The organism is Chromobacterium sp. CCUG 30098 (genome assembly GCF_059916605.1).
In genome coordinates this window covers 55,792-74,872 of the sequence record NZ_JAUCGS010000002.1, presented here as the reverse complement: position 1 = coordinate 74,872, position 19,081 = coordinate 55,792, and the positions used below count along the sequence as shown (strand labels likewise).

At 65.3% G+C, this 19,081-nt stretch carries 14 protein-coding genes; 10 read left to right on the top strand and 4 right to left on the bottom strand.

Features of this window, described 5'->3' with window-relative positions; genetic code table 11:
• Window positions 1-17: 17 nt before the first annotated feature.
• From glnE to QUG03_RS06010, 6 genes are all read left to right on the top strand, one after another.
• Complete coding sequence (gene glnE / locus QUG03_RS06035) at window positions 18-2,708, top strand: bifunctional [glutamate--ammonia ligase]-adenylyl-L-tyrosine phosphorylase/[glutamate--ammonia-ligase] adenylyltransferase (RefSeq protein ID WP_500819638.1); 2,691 nt, start codon at window positions 18-20, stop codon at window positions 2,706-2,708.
• Between the two features lie 244 nt (window positions 2,709-2,952).
• Window positions 2,953-3,876 carry a branched-chain amino acid transaminase gene (locus QUG03_RS06030; RefSeq protein WP_107798762.1) on the top strand — a complete coding sequence of 308 codons (924 nt, stop codon included), beginning with the start codon at window positions 2,953-2,955 and terminating at the stop codon, window positions 3,874-3,876.
• A gap of 43 nt (window positions 3,877-3,919) precedes the next feature.
• Window positions 3,920-4,120 (top strand): zinc-finger domain-containing protein, encoded by a 201-nt coding sequence (locus tag QUG03_RS06025; protein ID WP_019104039.1) that lies wholly within the window; start codon window positions 3,920-3,922, stop codon window positions 4,118-4,120.
• Window positions 4,121-4,250: 130 nt separating this feature from the next.
• A complete protein-coding gene (gene waaF, locus QUG03_RS06020; protein ID WP_500819637.1) occupies window positions 4,251-5,288 on the top strand; it encodes a lipopolysaccharide heptosyltransferase II in 1,038 nt (345 codons plus the stop codon).
• Complete coding sequence (locus QUG03_RS06015) at window positions 5,288-5,881, top strand: TetR/AcrR family transcriptional regulator (protein ID WP_235089013.1); 594 nt, start codon at window positions 5,288-5,290, stop codon at window positions 5,879-5,881. The genes waaF and QUG03_RS06015 overlap by 1 nt, the downstream gene beginning before the upstream one ends.
• 123 nt (window positions 5,882-6,004) lie before the next feature.
• Window positions 6,005-6,613: a hypothetical protein gene (locus tag QUG03_RS06010; RefSeq protein ID WP_500819636.1), complete on the top strand. Its 609-nt coding sequence runs from the start codon at window positions 6,005-6,007 to the stop codon at window positions 6,611-6,613.
• Window positions 6,614-6,719: 106 nt separating this feature from the next.
• On the opposite strand, the gene QUG03_RS06005 is transcribed toward QUG03_RS06010, so the two are convergent.
• The 4 genes from QUG03_RS06005 to QUG03_RS05990 are packed head-to-tail and all read right to left on the bottom strand — an operon-like array spanning window position 6,720 to window position 12,051.
• Entirely contained in the window at window positions 6,720-7,280 is a 561-nt protein-coding gene (locus tag QUG03_RS06005) for a cob(I)yrinic acid a,c-diamide adenosyltransferase (protein ID WP_107798758.1), read from the bottom strand.
• The gene (locus tag QUG03_RS06000; RefSeq protein WP_500819635.1) at window positions 7,273-10,074 is read right to left on the bottom strand and encodes a hypothetical protein; all 2,802 of its coding nucleotides are present in this window, start codon (window positions 10,072-10,074) and stop codon (window positions 7,273-7,275) included. Before QUG03_RS06000 ends, QUG03_RS06005 begins: the two co-directional genes overlap by 8 nt.
• A gap of 2 nt (window positions 10,075-10,076) precedes the next feature.
• Window positions 10,077-10,499, bottom strand: a complete 423-nt coding sequence (locus QUG03_RS05995) for a DNA polymerase III subunit chi (RefSeq protein ID WP_048412222.1) — start codon at window positions 10,497-10,499, stop codon at window positions 10,077-10,079.
• Window positions 10,486-12,051 carry a leucyl aminopeptidase gene (locus QUG03_RS05990; RefSeq protein WP_107798756.1) on the bottom strand — a complete coding sequence of 522 codons (1,566 nt, stop codon included), beginning with the start codon at window positions 12,049-12,051 and terminating at the stop codon, window positions 10,486-10,488. Before QUG03_RS05990 ends, QUG03_RS05995 begins: the two co-directional genes overlap by 14 nt.
• A gap of 201 nt (window positions 12,052-12,252) precedes the next feature.
• Here QUG03_RS05990 and lptF point away from each other — a divergent pair, with 201 nt between their 5' ends.
• The 4 genes from lptF to QUG03_RS05970 all read left to right on the top strand — a co-directional run bounded on the left by lptF (window position 12,253) and on the right by QUG03_RS05970 (window position 19,070).
• Entirely contained in the window at window positions 12,253-13,353 is a 1,101-nt protein-coding gene (lptF, locus tag QUG03_RS05985) for an LPS export ABC transporter permease LptF (protein WP_107798755.1), read from the top strand.
• A gap of 7 nt (window positions 13,354-13,360) precedes the next feature.
• Window positions 13,361-14,437 (top strand): LPS export ABC transporter permease LptG, encoded by a 1,077-nt coding sequence (lptG, locus tag QUG03_RS05980; RefSeq protein WP_253314940.1) that lies wholly within the window; start codon window positions 13,361-13,363, stop codon window positions 14,435-14,437.
• 1 nt (window position 14,438) lies between these two features.
• Window positions 14,439-17,012, top strand: a complete 2,574-nt coding sequence (locus QUG03_RS05975; protein ID WP_500819634.1) for a [protein-PII] uridylyltransferase — start codon at window positions 14,439-14,441, stop codon at window positions 17,010-17,012.
• Between the two features lie 429 nt (window positions 17,013-17,441).
• Window positions 17,442-19,070, top strand: coding sequence for a S53 family peptidase (locus QUG03_RS05970; RefSeq protein ID WP_107798752.1), 1,629 nt, complete (start codon window positions 17,442-17,444; stop codon window positions 19,068-19,070).
• The last annotated feature ends 11 nt before the right edge of the window (window positions 19,071-19,081 follow it).

The window sequence follows — 19,081 nt, the reverse complement described above, 5'->3', positions numbered from 1 at the left end:
TGCCGTAGAGGCCTATTATGCCAGCAAACACGGCCGCTGCCATTGCCCGCAGCCGCGAGTTCTCTCACTATCTGCAGCGTCTGCTGACCGCCCGCCCCGAAGAATTGGAGCGGCTGCAAGCCAAGCTAGGCCGGCCTTTCGACGCGGCGGAGATGGAAGCCTTCGCCGACTGGCGGGCGCTGAGCGACGCCGAAGGGCTGGCGCCGGCGCTGCGGCGGCTGCGCCAGGCAGTGGTGGCGCGGCTGATCTGCCGCGACCTCAACGGCCTGGCGGACCTGGACGAGGTGGTGTCCACCGTCAGCGCGCTGGCCGATTTCGCCGTCGAACGGGCGCTGACCTCTGCGCGCGCCGGCCTGGCCCACTACGGCCAGCCGATAGGCGAGGACAGCGGCGAGACCCAGCAATTGATCGTCATCGGCATGGGCAAGCTGGGCGGCGGCGAGCTCAACGTCAGTTCCGACATCGACCTGATCTTCATTTACCCCGAAAGCGGCGATACCGACGGCGGTCGCCATGGCGGCCGCAGCATCAGCAACCACGAATACTTCACCCAGGTGGGCAAGCGGCTGATCGCCCTGCTCAACGACGTCACCGCCGATGGCCAGGTGTTCCGCGTCGACATGCGGCTGCGGCCCTACGGCGATTCCGGCCCGCTGGCGATGAGCTTCGCCGCGCTGGAAAACTATCTGCTGAGCCAGGGCCGGGAATGGGAACGCTACGCCTGGATCAAGGCCAGGCCGCTCAGCGGCGACGCAGCGGCGCTGGCCGACATGGCGCGCCCCTTCGTTTACCGCAAGTACCTGGATTACAGCGCCTATGGCGCGATGCGCGAACTGCACGCGCAAATCCGCCGCGAGGTGGCGCGCCGCGACATGGCCGACAACATCAAGCTGGGGCCGGGAGGCATCCGCGAAGTAGAGTTCATCGCCCAGGTATTTCAATTGATACGCGGCGGCCGCGACCGCAGCCTGCAACTGCGCGGCACCCGAGAGACATTGCGCCGGCTGGGCGAACTGCGGCTGCTGGAGCCCGCCGCCGTCGCCGAACTGCAGGAGGCTTACGCCTTCTTGCGGAATCTGGAACACCGCTTGCAATACTTGGACGACCAACAAACCCAAACCCTGCCCGCCGGAGCCGACAACCGCGCCCGTATCGCCGCCGCCATGGGCTGCGCCGACTGGGAGCAGTTCATGAACCGGCTCAACCAGCAGCGCCGCAAGGTCACCCGCCACTTCGAGCAAGTATTCATCCTGCCCACCGAGAGCGCGGCCGATCACCCGCTCTCCGAGCTGTGGCTGGACATCGCCGACTGCCTGCCGGTGGAAAAACTGCAAGGGCTGGGCTTCGCCGAGCCGGAACAGGTGGCGCGTCAGCTGCAAAGCCTGGCTCAGGGGCAGCGCTACCAGCAAATGCCGTTGAATGGCCGCAAGCAGTTCGACCAATTAATGCCGGCGCTGATCGAAGTCGCCTCCCGCTTCGACAACGCCGACGCCACGCTGGCGCGCATCATCGCGCTGATGGAAGCGATCAGCCGCCGCGCCTCCTACTTGGCGCTGCTGACCGAATACCCGCAAACCCTGCAGCGGCTGGCCTCGCTCTACTCGTCCAGCGCCTGGGTCTCCGGCTACCTGACCCGCCACCCGATACTGCTGGACGAACTGCTGGACGCGCGCGTGCTCTACGCCACGCCGGACTGGCCGCAGCTGGCGGAACAGCTGGAACAGCAGCTGCGTCAGGCCGACGGCGACGTGGAAGCCAAGATGGACGCGCTGCGCCATTTCCAGCACGCGCAATCCTTTCGCCTGGTGGCGCAGGATCTGGCCGGGATGTGGACGGTGGAGGCGCTGTCCGACCAACTGTCGCTGCTGGCCGACATCGTGCTGGCGGCCACGCTGCGCCACGCCTGGCTGGACATACCCAGCCGCCATTGCGACACGCCGCGTTTCGCCATCATCGGCTACGGCAAGCTGGGCGGCAAAGAGCTGGGCTACGCCTCGGACCTGGACCTGATCTTCCTCTACGACGATGAGCACCCGGACGCCGCCGAACTCTATTCGCGGCTGGCGCGCAAAATGTCCACCTGGCTGACCAGCGCCACCGCCGCCGGCGTGCTCTACGACATCGACCTGCGGCTGCGCCCCAACGGCGCCAGCGGCCTGCTGGTCAGCTCGGTCAACGCCTTCCGCCAATACCAGGAGCAACAGGCCTGGGTCTGGGAACACCAGGCGCTGACCCGCGCCCGCTACGTGGCCGGCGACGCCGAAGTCGGCGTCCAGTTCGAACAGGAACGCCACGCCATCCTGACCCGTCGGCGCGAGCCGGCCGTTTTGCGAGACGAGGTGCTGGCGATGCGCCAGCGCATGTTGGACAGCCACCCCGCCCGCGACGAAGACCCCAAGAACGCGCGCGGCGGCATCATAGACATCGAATTCCTGGTCCAATACCTGATCCTGGCCCACGCCCACGCGCTGCCGGCGCTGACCGCCAACGCCGGCAATATCGCGCTGCTGGCCACCGCCGCCGAGGCCGGGCTGATCCTCGCCGCCGACGCCGAGGCCGCGCGCAACGCCTACCGCCACTACCGCCGGCGGCAACACGCCGCCCGGCTCAACGAAAAGCAGACCGTGACGCCGGACGCCGCCTTGCTGGAGGACTATCGCCAGTGCCGCGCGCTATGGCAGCGGGTATTCGAGCAAGCGCTCAAATAACGGTTCACAGCGTCATGAGGGCGAGATAAACTCATTGGATAAGAACCTAGTTCAAAGTCTGCTGCGCTTCAGCGATACGGCGTTGAAAACCAGCTCAAAATGCTCATGTACCACGAGTACATTCCGCTTTTTCGCTCGTTTTCGCCTTGTCTCGCCCTTGCTCGCGAGACTTTGAAAAGGTTCTGAGGTCGGACAAGATCCGGCCCCATCCCAAAGCGAAAACACAATATTGGAGAACACCAAGATGTCGATGGCTGATCGTGACGGAAAAATCTGGTATGACGGCGAAATGGTGGACTGGCGCGACGCCACCACCCACGTGCTGACCCACACCCTGCACTACGGCATGGGCGTGTTCGAAGGCGTGCGCGCTTACGAAACCCCCAAGGGTCCGGCCATCTTCCGTCTGGAAGACCATACCGCGCGGCTGTTCCGCTCCGCCAAGATCCTGGGTATGGCGCTGCCGTTCACGCCGGAACAGATCAGCCAGGCCCATCTGGACGTGGTCAAGGCCAACGGCCTGAAATCCTGCTATTTCCGCCCGATGGCCTTCTACGGCTCCGGCAAGCTGGGCGTGGCGCCGCTGAAGAACGACGTGCGCGTGATCGTGGCCGCCTGGCCCTGGGGCGCCTATCTGGGCGACGAAGGCCTGGAAAAAGGCATACGCGTGAAGACTTCCTCCTTCACCCGCCACCACGTCAACATCACCATGTGCAAGGCCAAGGCCAACGGCAACTACATGAACTCCATCCTGGCCAACAACGAAGCCACCGCCGACGGCTACGACGAGGCGCTGCTGCTGGACGTGGACGGTTTCGTGGCGGAAGGTTCCGGCGAAAACATCTTCATCATCCGCAAGGGCAAGCTGTACACTCCGGACCTGACCAGCGCGCTGGAAGGCATCACCCGCGACACCGTGGTGCAGATCTCCAAGGAAATGGGCCTGGAACTGATAGAAAAGCGCATCACCCGCGACGAGGTCTACAGCGCGGACGAAGCCTTCTTCACCGGCACCGCCGCCGAAGTGACCCCGATCCGCGAACTCGACAGACGCGCGATCGGCGACGGCAATCGTGGTACCATCACCGCCGAAATCCAGAAGCGCTACTTCGACATCGTCAAAGGACTGGATGCCGAACACCAGCACTGGCTGACCTACGTCAACTAAGCAAGACGAGCCGCCCGCGCGGCGGCTCTGCAAGGAATACAGAATGGCTGAACAGAAAGAAAACACTCAACGCGTGATCGAAGTCACCCAGCACGACCTGCCGCTGCATTGCCCGATGCCGGACATGGTGTCCTGGAACTCCCACCCGCGCGTGTTCCTGCCCGTGCACAAGACCGGCGAAGCGCTGTGCCCCTATTGCGGCACCCGCTACAAGCTGAACGGCCCGGCAGGCGGCCACCACTGAGACCGGCTCCGCGCCGGCAACGCAGCTAAGGTGTGGCGCGAGCCGCACCTTTTTTGCTTGCCGGCCCGCCTCGTCTGCAAACCCAAGCCGGGCCGCGCCCCGGTTTCGGTTTGCAATCGGAACATCTGCAATGAAGAAGAAAATCCTCGTCATCGGCCCTTCCTGGGTCGGCGACAGCGTCATGGCGCAACCGCTGTACCAAAGACTGCACCAACGCCACCCCGATCTGGAGCTGCACGTGTTCGCGCCGGCCTGGACCCTGCCCTTGCTGGCGCGGATGCCGGAAGTGGCCAAGGCTCATCTCAACCCCTTCGGCCATGGCGCGCTGCGCCTGGGCGAGCGCTGGAACGTGGCGCGCCAGCTGGCCGCCGAACGCTTCGATCAAGCCATCGTGCTGCCCAACTCGCTGAAATCCGCCTTGATTCCGCTGTTCGCCGGCATCCCGCTGCGCACCGGCTTCCTCGGAGAATCGCGCTACTGGATTCTCAACGACGCGCGCGAACTGGACGAGCAGGCGCTGCCCATGATGGTGGAGCGCTTTTGCGCGCTGGCGGAAGACAAGGGCGAGCCGCTGCCGCGGCCGCTCAGCCATCCGCGGCTGGCGCTCACCGACGCCAGCCAGCGGGCGGCGCTGGACAAGCTGCAACTGGACGCCGGCCGGCCCGCGGTCGCCTTCTGCCCCGGCGCCGAGTACGGCCCGGCCAAGCGCTGGCCGGCCCGGCACTTCGCCGAACTGGCGCGCCGCTTCGACGCCGCCGGTTACGCGGTGTGGTTGTTCGGCTCCGGCAAGGACCGCGAAGTGGGCGACGACATCAGCCGCCTGTCCGGCGGCCTGGCCGTCAACCTCTGCGGCGCCACCGGCCTGGAAGAAGCGATAGACCTGATAGGCTTGACCCAGCTGGCCGTCTGCAACGACTCCGGCCTGATGCATGTGGCCGCGGCGCTGGACAAGCCGCTGGTGGCGCTGTACGGCTCCTCCAGCCCCGACTTCACGCCGCCCTTGTCGACCCGGGCCGCCATCGTCTCCCTCAACCTGGATTGCAGCCCCTGTTTCGAACGGACCTGTCCGTACGGCCATACCGATTGCCTGGAAAAAATGGAGCCGGAACGGGTCTGGCAAGCCGCGCTTCCGCTGCTGCCCGCCCACTCCCAAGAAAAAACACAATAATGAGCACAGACAACACCGCACCCGTCGAAGAAAACAGCCGCCGCATGGAGCTGATCCGCGCCGCGGCGATACTGTTCCGCGACCAGGGCTACGAGCGCACCACGGTGCGCGACCTGGGCAACGCGGTCGGCATGCAGTCCGGCAGCCTGTTCTACCACTTCCGCACCAAGGAGGAGATCCTGGTCGCGGTGATGGCGCTGGGCATCACCAGCACCACCGAACAGCTGAAGCGCGCGCTGGACGCGGCCGGATCGCCGCGGGCCAAGCTGGCCGCGCTGTTCCGCGTCCACCTCAATTCGCTGCTGGGAGACAATCAGGCGGCGCTGGAAGTGATGCTCTACGAATGGCGCAGCGTGTCCGCCGCCGCCCGGCCCGGCCTGGTCGTGTTGCGCGACCGCTACGAAGCGCTGTGGCAGCAAGCGCTGGACGAAGCCGCCGCCGCCGGCCTGGTCAAGCCCGACACCGCGCTGCTGCGCCGCACCCTGCTGGGCAGCCTGCACTGGTCGGTGCAGTGGTACCGCTCCCAAGGGCCGCTGAGCGTGGATCAATTGGCCGAACGCATGCTGGAATTGGTATTACTGCCACAAATCTGACCTTTAGGCCTGAAAAAATTCGGCAATCCGGTAAAAAAGATTCTAGAATCAGCGATATAGGGCAACTGGGCTCTATACCGTCCTGCGCGACGGCAACGGCACCCACGGTTTGGAGAGAGCGATATGGCAAGCACCGGCAGCATAGGCAGCCTCAACTCTCTGCAGCAATTGCAATCGCTGCAGAACACGCGGCCTGAGCAAAAGACGCTGGAAGAACCGCGGTCCGCCACTCCTGCGGTTTCCCAGCAAAACGTCAGCCAGGCCGCGGTCCGGCAGAACCCCGACACCGCGCGGGTCGAACAGCAGCTGCAACGCCAGCTGAACACCGCGCAGACCAATGCCGCGCAAACCCGCAACGGCGAGCAGCAAAGGGTCAGCCAGGAACAGGCGCAAACCACCGCCCTGGCCAGTTCCGCCGCGCCGGCCGCCGCGGCCAACGACACCCCGCGGGCTCAGCAGCGCGCGGCGGAAGCGGCCAGCGCCAATCGCGCCGCCAGCGCCCCGCCGGCGACGCCGCCGCGCCCGAACACGGTGCCGGCGGCCAATGAGCAGCAAGCCGCCAACAATCAGGCGGAACAGCAGACCAATCAGACCAATAACAACGCGAACAACGCGGTGGCCCGTTCCCAACAGCAGAACGCCAGCGGCCAGCTGGCGGTCACCCAGTACCAGACCACCCAGTCCCTGCTGCAGAACAGCACCTACCGTCCGCGGGTTTCGGAAGTGGCCTGAGGCCTCCTCACTGAAAAAAAACGGCAATCCATGCGGATTGCCGTTTTTCTTGCCGGATCGCCGCTCGGACCATCCCGCCGACGCGCAGCAGACATCGAACAGCCTCTCAGGCCTCTCCGGTTTTGCGCCCCGGTCGCCACAGCACGTCCGGCTCGCCGGCCTGACGGTTCAGATAACGCGACAGCACGAACAGCAGATCGGACAGACGGTTCAGATAACGGCGCGCGGCGTCGGACACCGTCTCCCGCTGCGCCAGCGCCACCACCGCACGCTCGGCGCGGCGGCATGCCGAACGCGCCTGGTGCGACAGCGCCGCCGCCCGGCAGCCGCCGGGCAGGATGAACTCCTTCAGCGGCGGCAAATCCTCGTTGAGGAAGGCCACCACGGCCTCCAGCGCCTGCACGTGCTCGGCGCCCAAGGCGCTGTAGCCGGGCACCGCCAGCTCCGAGCCCAGATCGAACAAATCGTGCTGCGCCTCGGACAACCAGGTCCTGACCTCGTCCGGCAAGGTCTCCGCCAGCAACACGCCCAGCACCGAGTTCAATTCGTCCACCTCGCCCAGCGCGCAAATGCGCAAGCTGTCCTTGCCCACCCTGCTACCGTCGCCCAGGCCGGTGCTGCCGTCGTCGCCGGTGCGGGTGACGATATGCGATAACCTATCACTCATCGCGTTTTCCATCCTTTTCAATCTTGCCCAAAGAATTGATGGTCTGGCGCAAGCTCTCCTTCAAGGCCTCGCCGAACAACATCTCGTAATCCTCCTTGAGCTGATGCATCACGCCGGACAACATCTGCTTGGCCTGCAACTCCAAAGCGTCCTGCAACCACAAGGACAGCTCCACCTTCATCCGCGGCAGCATTTTCTCGTACATGGACTGCAACAAGGCCTGCTCGTCTATCACCGCCACCGTGCCCGGCGGCGCATTCACCGCCTGAGGCGCCATCATCGCGGCGGCCGCGGCGGCCGAAGCCACCTCGGACACTTTCAAGACTTCCACGCCGCGCGCCGGCGGCGCGTCGGAAACGGCTTCCCGCTCGGGTTCTCCCGACGACGCCGCGCCGGCAGCCAGCGCCAGGCCCGCGGCCGCCAGCGCCCCGGCTCCCGCCGCCAACTCCGCGGCCCCCATCCCATCCGTCCCGGTCTCGGGTTCGGACTCCAGCACCGTCAGTTCGGGAATCTCGCCCTCGGCCAGGGCCAAGGACTCGGGCTCGGCGTCCGCCAAGGGCATTGCCGGCTCGGCTACCGCTTCAACTTCCGCCGGCTCGGCAAACGCAGCGTCCAGATGCGGGACTTCCGGTTCGGCGGCTTGCGACTCCAGCGCCTCGTCCAGCACAGGCTCTGCTACCGCTTCGGCGTCCGCCGGCTCGGCGAACACAGCGTCCAGTTGCGGGACTTCCGTCTCAGCGGCTTGCGGTTCCAGCGCCTCGTCCAGCACAGGCTCGGCCGTGGCTTCGACTTCCGCCAGCTCGACAAACGCAGCGTCCAGATGCGGGACTTCCGACTCGGCGGCTTGCGGCTCCAACGCCTCGTCCAACACAGGCTCGGCTACCGCTTCGGCTTCCGCCAGCTCGGCAAACCCAGCGTCCAGCTGCGGGACTTCCAGTTCGGCAGCTTGCGACTCCAGCGCCTCATCCAGCACAGGCGCGGCTGCCGCTTCGGCTTCCGCCGGCTCGGCAAATTCAGAGTCCAGATGCGGGACTTCCAACTCGGCGGCTTGCGGCTCCAACGCCTCGTCCAGCACAGGCTCGGCTACCGCTTCGGCTTCCGCCGGCTCGGCAAACCCAGCGTCCAGCTGCGGGACTTCCAACTCGGCGGCTTGCGGCTCCAACGCCTCGTCCAGCACAGGCGCGGCTGCCGCTTCGACTTCCGCCTGCTCGGCAAACGCAGCGTCCAGATGCGGGGCTTCCAGTTCGGCGGCTTGCGGCTCCAGCGCCTCGTCCAGCACAGGCTCGGCCGTGGCTTCGGCTTCCGCCAGCTCGACAAACGCAGCGTCCAGATGCGGGGCTTCCAGTTCGGCGGCTTGCGGCTCCAGCGCCTCATCCAGCACAGGCGCGGCGGCCGCTTCGGCTTCCGCCAGCTCGGCAAACCCAGCGTCTAGCTGCGGGACTTCCGGTTCGGCAGCTTGCGGCTCCAGCGCCTCGTCCAGCACAGGCTCGGCTACCGCTTCAGCTGCCGCCGGCTCGGCGAACACAGCGTCCAGATGCGGGACTTCCAACTCGGCGGCTTGCGGTTCCAGCGCCTCGTCCAACACCGGCTCTGCCGCCGCTTCGGCAAACGCGGCGTCCATCATTGGCGCTTCCGCCGCAGCCGGAGGCTCATGCGCCTCCGCCTCAACGGCCTCCGGCATCGCCAAGACAGGCTCCGTCTGCAAGCCCGCCAGCGCCTGGTCGATCTCGGCCAGCAAGGGCTCCTCTCCCGGCGCGGCAAGCGCCGGGGCGACGGCGGACTCCGGCGAAATCATCGCATCGGGAAGCGCCACCGCCGGTTCAAACACCGCTTCGGGCGCTACGGCCGGCGCGACGTCAAACGCCGGCACAGGCAGCGCCTCCATCTCGGGCGGCGCTTCGACGGCGCTCTCGCCCTGGAGCGGCGCAGATTGTTCCAGATCGTCCACCGGCGCGCCGGCGGACGGGGCCTCGGCGGGTTCCGGCCAAACGGGGGCGGCTTCCTCCGCCGGGCTCTCCGGCCAATTCGGCAGTAAGCTGTCCACCTGGGTTTCCGGCCCGACTCCGCCGCCCAGCACGCCGGTGGGCAGGCTATCCAAGGAAATGGAAGTGAAAGGCGTCGGCGCGGGCGGCTCGATCAGCGTCTCGGCCACGCCGACATCCGGCGCGGGCGGTACGGCGGTCGGCGCCTCCGCGTCCGGAATCTCGATGCCAACGGGCTCCGGTTCGGCGGCCGCAGACACGGCGGCCATTGCCGGCTCAGCCTCGGCGACTAGCGGCTCGGCATCGAGCGCCGGAGCAGGCGCCGCGGCCGGCGGCTCTTCCCCGATGGACGCGGACTCGTCGGCCAAAACCTCCGCCGGCTCCTCGCCGGCCGGCTGCAGCGAAAATTCGAAATCGCCGGCTTCCGCCGCCGGCAGCGCCGCCTCCGGCAAGGCCGCGGCGGGGTTCCAGCCGGGCAGCACTTGCTCGATGCCCAGTTCAGAGGCCGGCATGTCGTCCAGATCCAGCGACGGCAGCGAAGCCAGGTCCAGCAAAGGCTCTTCGCCGGGAACGGGAGCGGCGATCAGCTCCTCCAGGCTCAGTTCGGGAATTTCCAGTTCGGCGGGCAGGTCCTGCGGCGGCTCGCCCAACTGGTCGGCCAGTGCGTCCAGTTCGCTGGAGAAATCAAAATCGGGGATGTCGATGACTTCGTCGCCCAAGGTAGGCACTTGCGACTCATCCACCACCTCGGTCAACACCGGCAGGTTGAGGCCGGACCAGTCAGGCTCTTTGGGCTTTGACGGCTCGCTCATGGTCACTTATTGCTCATGTCGTGATGTTCGATTGCATAACCGCGCTCGCGATACGCCTTGAACCGCAGGCGCGCCGTCTCCAGCGACGCTTCGTCGCGTCCGACTATTTCCAGAATACGATCAAAGCGCTCCATCCGCTCCGGCAAATTCGAACCCAGGTTCAACAATACCGGGTGCTCCAGCGCGTCCGGCAGGCGGGCGGTCAGCCAGATCGGCGTGTCCGCCGCCTCGTCGGCGCCCAGCCTGCAGTGCGGCACGAAGCGGGTATCGCCGAAGCTCCACAGCTGCCGGCTGAAGGTGTCGAGCTGCTGCTCGCTGTCGAACCAGATCAGCAGCCGCTCCCCCTTGCGCATCACCGTGGCCGCCAGCAAGCAGGCGAAGCCCTGCGGGTCGGCCACCTTGGTGTAAAAATCAATCCTGCTCATCGTCCACCGTTTCAGGGGTTTCGCGGCGCGGACGGCCGCGGCGCACCACATTGCCCAGCGCGATGTCGGCGCGGTCTTGCAGGAACTGCACCAGCAAAGGCACCGGACGCGCGGTGGCGCCCTTGTCCTTGCCGCCCTTCCAGGCGGTGCCGGCGATGTCCAGATGCGCCCAGTCGTATGCTTTGGCATAGCGCGACAGGAAGCAGGCCGCGGTGATGCTGCCGCCCGGACGGCCGCCGATGTTCGCCATGTCGGCGAACGGGCTCTTCAGCATGTCCTGGTACTCATCCCACAACGGCATATGCCAAGCACGGTCGGCCACTTCCTCGCCGGCGGCCAGCAGTTCGCGCGCCAGGCTGTCCTGATTGCTGTACAGCGCGGTGGCGATATGGCCCAGCGCGATCACGCAGGCGCCGGTCAGCGTGGCCACGTCGATCACGGTTGCCGGATCGAAGCGCTCGGCGTAGGTCAGCGCGTCGCACAGGATCAGCCGGCCCTCGGCGTCGGTGTTCAGAATCTCGATGGTCTGGCCGGACATCGAGGTGACGATGTCGCCCGGCTTCAGCGCGTTGCCGTTGGGCATGTTCTCGCAAGTGGGCACGATGGCGACCAGGTTCAGCGGCAGGTTCATTTCCACCGCGGCGCGGAAAGCGCCCAGCACGGTGGCCGCGCCGCACATATCATACTTCATCTCGTCCATGCCCTCGCCCGGTTTCAGCGAGATGCCGCCGGAATCGAAGGTAATGCCCTTGCCCACCATCACGATGGGCTTGTCGCCCTTGTCCTTGGCGCCGTGATGGCGCAGCACGATCAGGCGAGCCTCTTCCACGCTGCCCTTGGCCACGGACAGGAAGGAGCCCATACCCAGTTCCGCGATGTCTTTGGGGCCCAGGATTTCAGCGTCGGCGCCGAAGGCCGCGGCCATCTGGCGCGCTTCTTCGCCCAGATAGCTGGGGGTGCAGACATTGCCCGGCAGATTGCCCAGGTCCTTGGCCAGCTTCATGCCGCTGCCGATGGCCAGGCCGCGCTGCAGGCCTTTTTCGCCGTCGGCGAGATCGCTGCGGCGCGGCACCGCCAGCGTCAGTTTGCGCGGCTCGCGCACCGATTCGTCCACCTTGCTCTTGAAGCGGTCGAAACGGTACAAGGCGTCCAGCGTCACCACCGCCGCCTGTTCTATCATCCACTCGACGTCGTGTTTCTTGACTGTCAGTTCGCTCAGGTAGCTGACCGCCTCCACCGCCGAAGTCTGGGTCAAGGCCTTGACCGAGGCGCGCACCGCCTCGCGGTACTCCTTGGCGCGGAACTCCCGCTCCTTGCCCAGGCCCACCAGCATCACCCGGTCGCACAGGGTGTGCGGCACCGAATGCAGCACCAGCGTGCTGCCCAGTTTGCCCTCCATATCGCCGTGGCGCAGCACGTCGCTGATGAAGCCGTTGGAGATACGATCCAGCAGGTCCGCGGCGAAGGTCAGCTTGCGGGATTCGTACACGCCGACGATAACGCAAGCTACCCGTTGCTTTTCCGGACTGCCGCTTTTTATGTTAAATTCCATTGAGAACTCCCGTGTAGAGCGAGTGTCTGTAGCTCCACCTCTTAACCGGCCGTCGATGCGCGGGTAGAATCCTGACGGCCCGGCCTTCCGGTGAAGACGGATTTTGTTGTTGATTCCGAAATCGTCCGTTTTTGACGTTTCTGGATGGTCCCCGGAATTATCACAATGCTTTTCATGAAAAGTCAAAAAGGCACTGAATAAATGGTTTTTCAAAAAAGCCTGACTCGCGAGCTGACTTTGAGCGCTTTAGGCGTTTTCATCGTGCTCCTGGCGATTATCGTTTCCACTCAGGCAGTCAATCTGCTGGGCCGCGCGGCCGAAGGACAGATGGCCAACGAGGCCGTTGCCGCGGTGCTTGGCTTCACTACGCTGGGCTTTTTCCCGGTATTGATGATTTTGACGGTTTTCGCCACCATTTTAGTGGTGTTGACCCGTATTTGGCGCGATCATGAGATGGTGGTCTGGCTCAGTTCCGGCCTGTCTCTGAGCAATTGGGTGTGGCCGGTGATGCGCTTCACCCTGCCGCTGGCGGTGCTGATCGCCGGCGTCACCCTGTTCATCGGTCCCTGGGCCGACCAGCGCAGCCAGGACTATGCAGAACAGATCAAACGCCGCGAGGAGGTTTCCGCGATCTCTCCCGGCGTGTTCAAGGAATCAGCCTCGTCCAACAAGGTGTATTTCATCGAGAACTACTCCGGCGAGCACGGCGCGGCCACCAATATTTTCATGCAGGAAATCACCGACGGCAAAGTGGCGACGATTTTCGCCAAATCCGGTTTTATTACCACTAAGCCGGACGGCGAGCGCGTGGTGGTGCTGGAACACGGCCAACGCTACGTCGGCGAACCCGGCAGCGCCAACTACGAGGTGGCGGAATTCCAGCGCTACACCGCCGGCATCGGCGAAAGCCAGCAGATGCCGGGCCCGTCCGGCAATCGCCAGGCCATTCCCACCGCCCAGCTGCTGAGCCAGGACTCCGCCGACTACCGCGCCGAGCTGGCCTGGCGGCTGTCCATGCCGATCAGCTGCGTAATCCTGGCCCTGCTGGCGATTCCGATGTCCTATTTCAACCCGCGCAGCGGCCAGACCTACAATCTCTTGCTGTCGCTGCTGGTTTTCTTCGTTTATCAGAACGGACTGACCGTGGCCCGCAACTGGGTGGCCCAGGGCAAGGCCGGCGTCTGGCTGGTGCTTCTGGTGCATCTGGCCATGCTGGCGCTGGCGCTGGCGCTATTGAGCTACCGCAACCGCCCGGCCCGTCCCATCGGCCAGGCCTTGTCCCTGCTGTTCCGGAAATCCTGATCCCGTCATGAAACTGATTCATCGCTACATCGTCGCCACCCTGAGCCAGGCGACCTTGTTCACCCTGCTGGCCCTGCTGGGCCTGTACGGCTTCTTCGACCTGCTGGCCGAGGTGCCCAATCTGGGCAAGGGCAGTTACACCCTGGGCAAGATGCTGGGCTATGTCGCGCTGCTGATGCCCGGCCACGCCTATGAACTGATGCCGCTGGCGGTCTTGATCGGCGGCATGGTGGCGATGACCCAGCTGGCCACCAACAGCGAATACACGGTGATACGCACCAGCGGCGTGACCCTGCCGCAGATCGCCGCCACGCTGTTGAAATTCGGCCTCGGCTTCGCCCTGCTCACCGTGCTGCTGGGCGAGGTGGTGGCGCCGCGCACCGGCCAGCAGGCGCAGAGCCTGAAGCTGTCCGCCACCCACTCCATGGTGGCGCAGGAGTTCCGTTCCGGCATCTGGGTCAAGGACAATCAGAACTTCATCAACGTCCATGAAATGCTGCCGGACACCTCGCTGCTGGGCGTGCGCATCTACACCTACGACGATAATTTCCGCCTGGTGCGCACCCGTTACGCCGAACGCGGCTCCTTCTCCAAAGACGAGCAGCAATGGCGGCTGATCAATGTGCGCGAAACCACGCTGACCGCGGACCAGGCCGTCAGCCGTCATTACCCCGAGCTGTCCTGGAAATCCATCGTCGAGCCGGAAATCCTGTCCGTGCTGCTGGTGGTGCCGGAACAGATGTCGGCCAGCGCGCTGCTGACCTATCTGGAGCATTTGCGCAGCAATAAACAGCAAACCCAGCGCTACGAGATCGCCTTGTGGAGCAAGCTGTTCTATCCGCTGGCCTGCATCTCGATGGCGCTGGTGGCCCTGGCCTTCACCCCGCAGCAGCGCCGCCACGGCCAGTTGGGCATCCGTCTGTTCGGCGGCATCTGCCTGGGCATCGCCTTTCACTTCGTGAATCGCCTGTTCGGCCATCTGGGCCTGTTGTACGACTGGAATCCCATCCTGTCCGCCACCCTGCCCACCTTGCTGTTCTTGGTGGCCGGCGTCGCCATCATCGCCAGACAGGAAAGGCGCTGACATGAGTTCGCCGGCCGCGGAATCCCTCGCCCGCATGCGCCAGGAACTGGCCGGCAAACGTCAGGCGCTGGCCGAGCAATACCGGCAGCAGCGCAATCCCCAGGAATATCTGAAACGGCACAGCCAGACCGTGGACGCCGCGCTGCAGGCGCTGTGGGCGCAGTCCGGCCTGGACGGCGCCGCCAGCCTGATCGCGGTGGGCGGCTACGGCCGCGGCCAGCTCTTCCCCTATTCCGACATCGACCTGCTGGTGCTGCTGGACCAGCCGCCGTCGCCGGAGCTGGGCGAACGCGTCGGCGCCTTCATCAGCCTGCTGTGGGACGTGGGCCTGGAAATCGGCCACAGCGTGCGCACCGTCGAGGAATGCCTGGCCGAGGCCCGCGGCGACATCACCATTGAGACCAATCTGCTGGAAAACCGGCTGATCGCCGGCGACGCCGCGCCCTGGCGGCGCATGAGCGCGCTGCTGGACCGCCAACGCGACCCACTGGCCTTTTTCGAGGGCAAGACCCAGGAACAGCAGCAGCGCCACACCCGCCACTTCGGCGTCGGCAACAATCTGGAACCCAATATCAAGGAAAGCCCGGGCGGACTGCGCGATCTGCACACCATTCTGTGGATCAGCAAGGCCATAGGCCTGGGCGACAACTGGGACGCGCTGGTGCGCCGCGGCATCCTGACCCTGGCCGAAGCGCGTCTGATCAAGCACAGCGAACGCCAATTGCTGGGCCTGCGCATCGAGCTGCACTTGCTGGCGCGCCGGCGCGAGGACAGGCTGATCTTCGATCTGCAACAACAGCTGGGCCAGGCGCTGGGCCTGCAGGACACGCCGGCCAAACGCGCCAGCGAACAGGCGATGCAGCTGTATTACCGCGCCGCCAAGACCGTCAACCAGCTCAACGGCATCCTGCTGCCCAATCTGCGCGGCCGAATTTATTCGCAAGTGCCGCGCGTCACTCAGAACCTGAACGAACGCTTCTACTCGGTCAACGGCATGCTGGGCATCCGCCAGCCGGACGTGTTCGAAAAATACCCGTCCGCCATCCTGGAAGCTTTTCTGATGCTGCAGCGCAACCCGGAGCTGAGCGGCTTCGCGCCGCGCATGTTGCGCGCGCTGTGGCACGCGCGCAGCCACATCAACGAGCGCTTCCGCAACAACCCGCGCAACCGCGAGCTGTTCCTGCAACTGTTCCGCGAGCCCAACGGCCTGACGCGCTGCCTGCGGCGGATGAATCTATACGGGGTGCTGGGCCGCTACCTGCCGAATTTCGGCCACATCGTCGGCCAGATGCAGCACGATCTGTTCCACGTCTACACCGTGGACGAACACATTCTGATGGTGGTGCGCAATCTGCGCCGCTTCGCCAGCAGCGCCTTCACCCACGAATACCCGCTGATGTCCCGGCTGATCAACGACTTCGAACGCCCGGAAACCCTGTATCTGGCCGGCTTGTTCCACGACATCGCCAAAGGCCGCGGCGGCGATCATTCGGCGCTGGGCACGGTGGACGCGGCGGACTTTTGCCGCCAGCACGGCTTGCCGGCCGAGGACGGCGAGCTGGTGGCCTGGCTGGTGGGCCAACATCTGACCATGTCCAGCGTGGCGCAGAAGCAGGATATCTACGACCCGGAAACCGTGCGCCGCTTCGCCGAGCTGGTCGGCACGCCACGCCGGCTGACCGCGCTCTACCTGCTCACCGTGGCCGATATCCGCGGCACCAGCCCCAAAGTCTGGAACGCGTGGAAAGCCAAGCTGCTGGAAGACCTTTACCACGCGGCGATGCGCCAACTGGTGCGCGGCGGCCAGCTGGACGTCGCCTCAGAGCTGGAGGAACGCAAACACCAGGCCCAGGCGCTGCTGCGCTTGCACGCGGTGCCCGGCGGCGTGGAGGCCGCGCTGTGGCAGGAGCTGGACACTGTTTACTTCCTGCGCCACGAGGCCAAGGAGATCGCCTGGCACGCGCGCCTGCTCAACCGCTTCGTCCACGCCGAGCAGCCCCTGGTCCGCGCCCGGCTGTCCGACGACCACGAGGGCATCCAGGTGCTGATCTACACCCGGGACCGGCCGGAACTGTTCGCCCGCGCCTGCGCCTTCTTCGGCCGCACCCACTACAGCATCGCCGACGCCAAGGTCTACACCACCCGCCACGGTTACGCGCTGGACACCTTCCACGTCTTCGTGCCCGAGCATCATGACGGCGATTATCGCGACATGATCAATTTCATCGAGTTCGAACTGGCCGAATGCCTGCGCCAGGAGGGCGAACTGAGCTTGCCCGCCTCCGGCCGCATCAGCCGCCACCTCAAGCACTTCCCGATCACGCCGCAAATCCTGATCCGCCCGGACGACAAGGCCAGCTTCTACGTGCTGTCCATCGTCGCCGGCGACCGCCCCGGCCTGCTGGCCCGCATCGCCAAGGTGCTGTCCGACTACCGGATGAATGTGCAATCCGCCAAGATCATGACCTTGGGCAGCCGCGCCGAGGACTCTTTCCTGATCTCCGGCCCCGGTCTTAGCGACGACAAAACCGTGCTGGCGCTGGAAAACGCCTTGCTGGCCGCGCTGCGGCTGTAAGCGCCCGTTTAACGCCAGGCGGGCAGGCGCCAGACAAAGCGTTTGCGGCCATGACGGCGACTCTTCGAAATACTCATGCCGCTCATGAGCAAAGCGCTTCCCCGCCTACCCCTATTTTGCGCGCCAGGTCTTGAATAGACCCAAAACGCAAGCCGCAAACCATCAGGCATACTCATTAGATCAATCAGAAAAACGCATTGCCATTGTCATTTTTTTGCGTTTTGCATACAGATTTGACGCTGATCAATAATTTACTTGTCATCGATTGAGATTTGGGATTACACATTCAGCGTTCCCCATCGGGAGCAGCCCTTCCGCACCAAGGGCAACCAACCTGGACCAAAGGCGCGCCGTCGAGCGACTACAAGCCCGGTCCAAGGGCCCTGCCCAAGCGCAGGCCCGCGCGGTACTTCTTCAGAGGAGAAGTGAATGTTTGCCAAGCAATACACGGCCGCACTGGTGTCCGCCGCTTTCTTCAGCATCGCGGCGCAAGCAGCAAACCTCAACTGGCAATCCACCAACACCCTGGCTCACCCGGTACAGACGCTGACCCCGCAGGCGCAAGACAGCGGCGAAGTCGCCGCCGGCCAGAGCGTCCACGTCGCGGTGGCGCTGAAAGTGCGCAACAAGGCGCAGCTGGACGCGCTGACCCAGGACATTCTTCAAGGCCGCAGCAAGCGCTACCTGAGCAAGGCCGAGTTTCTGAGCCAGTTCTCCCCCACCGAGGCCCAGGCGCAAACCGTGGTCAAACACTTGCAGGCCAGCGGCTTCCGCAACATCAAGGTGGCGCCCAACCGGCTGCTGATCACCGCCGACGGCAGCGCCGCCACGGTCAAGGCCGGCTTCCAGACCTCGCTGCACCGCTACGACATCAATGGCCGCCAGGCCTTCGCCAATGTCGCCAACGCCCAGGTGCCCGGCGCGCTGGCCGACATCGTGCTGGCGGTGCACGGCCTGCAGAACGTGCATCAATTCCACACCGCGCTGCGCCATCCGACGCCGCAGGCCTTCAAGACGACCAGCGTCAGCGGCCACGCTCCCACCGACTTCCCGTCCATCTACAACGCGAACAGCCTGCCGCCGGCCAGCAACACCACCGTCGGCATCATCGCAGAAGGCGACCTGAGCCAGACGCTGAGCGATCTGCAGGACTTCGCCAGCGGCGCAGGCTACGGCGCGGTGGCCACCTCGGTGATCAATAGCGGCACGCCCAGCAGCGACACCTCCGGCACCGAGGAATGGAACCTGGACAGCCAGGACATTCTCGCCGCCGCCGGCGGCGCGGTGCAGCAGATGAACTTCTACGTGGCCCCGTCAATGACCAACGCCGACATCACCGCCGCCTTCAACGCCGCGGTCAGCGACGGCACGGCCAAGGTGGTCAACGTTTCGCTGGGCGAATGCGAGACCAGCGCCCAGAGCGACGGCATGACCGCCAGCGCCGACCAGATCTTCCAGGCGGCGGTAGCCCAGGGCCAGACCTTCTCGGTGTCCACCGGCGACTCCGGCTCCTACGAGTGCGGCGGCCGCACCGCGCGCCAGAGCTACCCGGCGGTGTCGCCCTACGTGATCGCGGTGGGCGGCACCACCCTGTCCACCAGCGGCAAGACCGCGTATCTGTCGGAAAGCACCTGGAACGGCGGCGGCGGCGGCCCCAGCTACACCGAGAACGCTCCGGCCTGGCAAAGCAGCGCCGGCGTGCTGACAATTTCCAAGACCAAGCGCGGCGTGCCCGACGTCTCCTTCGACGCCGACCCCAATAGCGGCGCGCTGGTCCTGGTCAACGGCGGCACTTCGCAGATCGGCGGCACCAGTCTGGCGGCGCCCTTGTTCACCGGCTTCTGGGCGCGGATAGAGTCGGCCAACGGCAACAACATCCACTCGCCGGCGCCGTCGATCTACAAATACTTCAAGGCCAACCCCGCGCTGTACCACGACGTCACCAGCGGCAGCAACGGCGCTTACAGCGCCGCCAAGGGCTGGGACTACACCACCGGCTGGGGCAGCCTGAACATCGCCAATCTGAACGCCTTCATCGCGCGGACCCCCGGTTTTTAAAGCAGCGCTCT

Bases quoted from the DNA above. Each gene is read 5' to 3' on its own strand.
- glnE (WP_500819638.1), top strand. From the start codon at position 18: ATGCCAGCAAACACGGCCGCTGCCATTGCCCGCAGCCGCGAGTTCTCT.
- QUG03_RS06030 (WP_107798762.1), top strand. From the start codon at position 2,953: ATGTCGATGGCTGATCGTGACGGAAAAATCTGGTATGACGGCGAAATG.
- QUG03_RS06025 (WP_019104039.1), top strand. From the start codon at position 3,920: ATGGCTGAACAGAAAGAAAACACTCAACGCGTGATCGAAGTCACCCAG.
- waaF (WP_500819637.1), top strand. From the start codon at position 4,251: ATGAAGAAGAAAATCCTCGTCATCGGCCCTTCCTGGGTCGGCGACAGC.
- QUG03_RS06015 (WP_235089013.1), top strand. From the start codon at position 5,288: ATGAGCACAGACAACACCGCACCCGTCGAAGAAAACAGCCGCCGCATG.
- QUG03_RS06010 (WP_500819636.1), top strand. From the start codon at position 6,005: ATGGCAAGCACCGGCAGCATAGGCAGCCTCAACTCTCTGCAGCAATTG.
- QUG03_RS06005 (WP_107798758.1), bottom strand. From the start codon at position 7,280: ATGAGTGATAGGTTATCGCATATCGTCACCCGCACCGGCGACGACGGC.
- QUG03_RS06000 (WP_500819635.1), bottom strand. From the start codon at position 10,074: ATGAGCGAGCCGTCAAAGCCCAAAGAGCCTGACTGGTCCGGCCTCAAC.
- QUG03_RS05995 (WP_048412222.1), bottom strand. From the start codon at position 10,499: ATGAGCAGGATTGATTTTTACACCAAGGTGGCCGACCCGCAGGGCTTC.
- QUG03_RS05990 (WP_107798756.1), bottom strand. From the start codon at position 12,051: ATGGAATTTAACATAAAAAGCGGCAGTCCGGAAAAGCAACGGGTAGCT.
- lptF (WP_107798755.1), top strand. From the start codon at position 12,253: ATGGTTTTTCAAAAAAGCCTGACTCGCGAGCTGACTTTGAGCGCTTTA.
- lptG (WP_253314940.1), top strand. From the start codon at position 13,361: ATGAAACTGATTCATCGCTACATCGTCGCCACCCTGAGCCAGGCGACC.
- QUG03_RS05975 (WP_500819634.1), top strand. From the start codon at position 14,439: ATGAGTTCGCCGGCCGCGGAATCCCTCGCCCGCATGCGCCAGGAACTG.
- QUG03_RS05970 (WP_107798752.1), top strand. From the start codon at position 17,442: ATGTTTGCCAAGCAATACACGGCCGCACTGGTGTCCGCCGCTTTCTTC.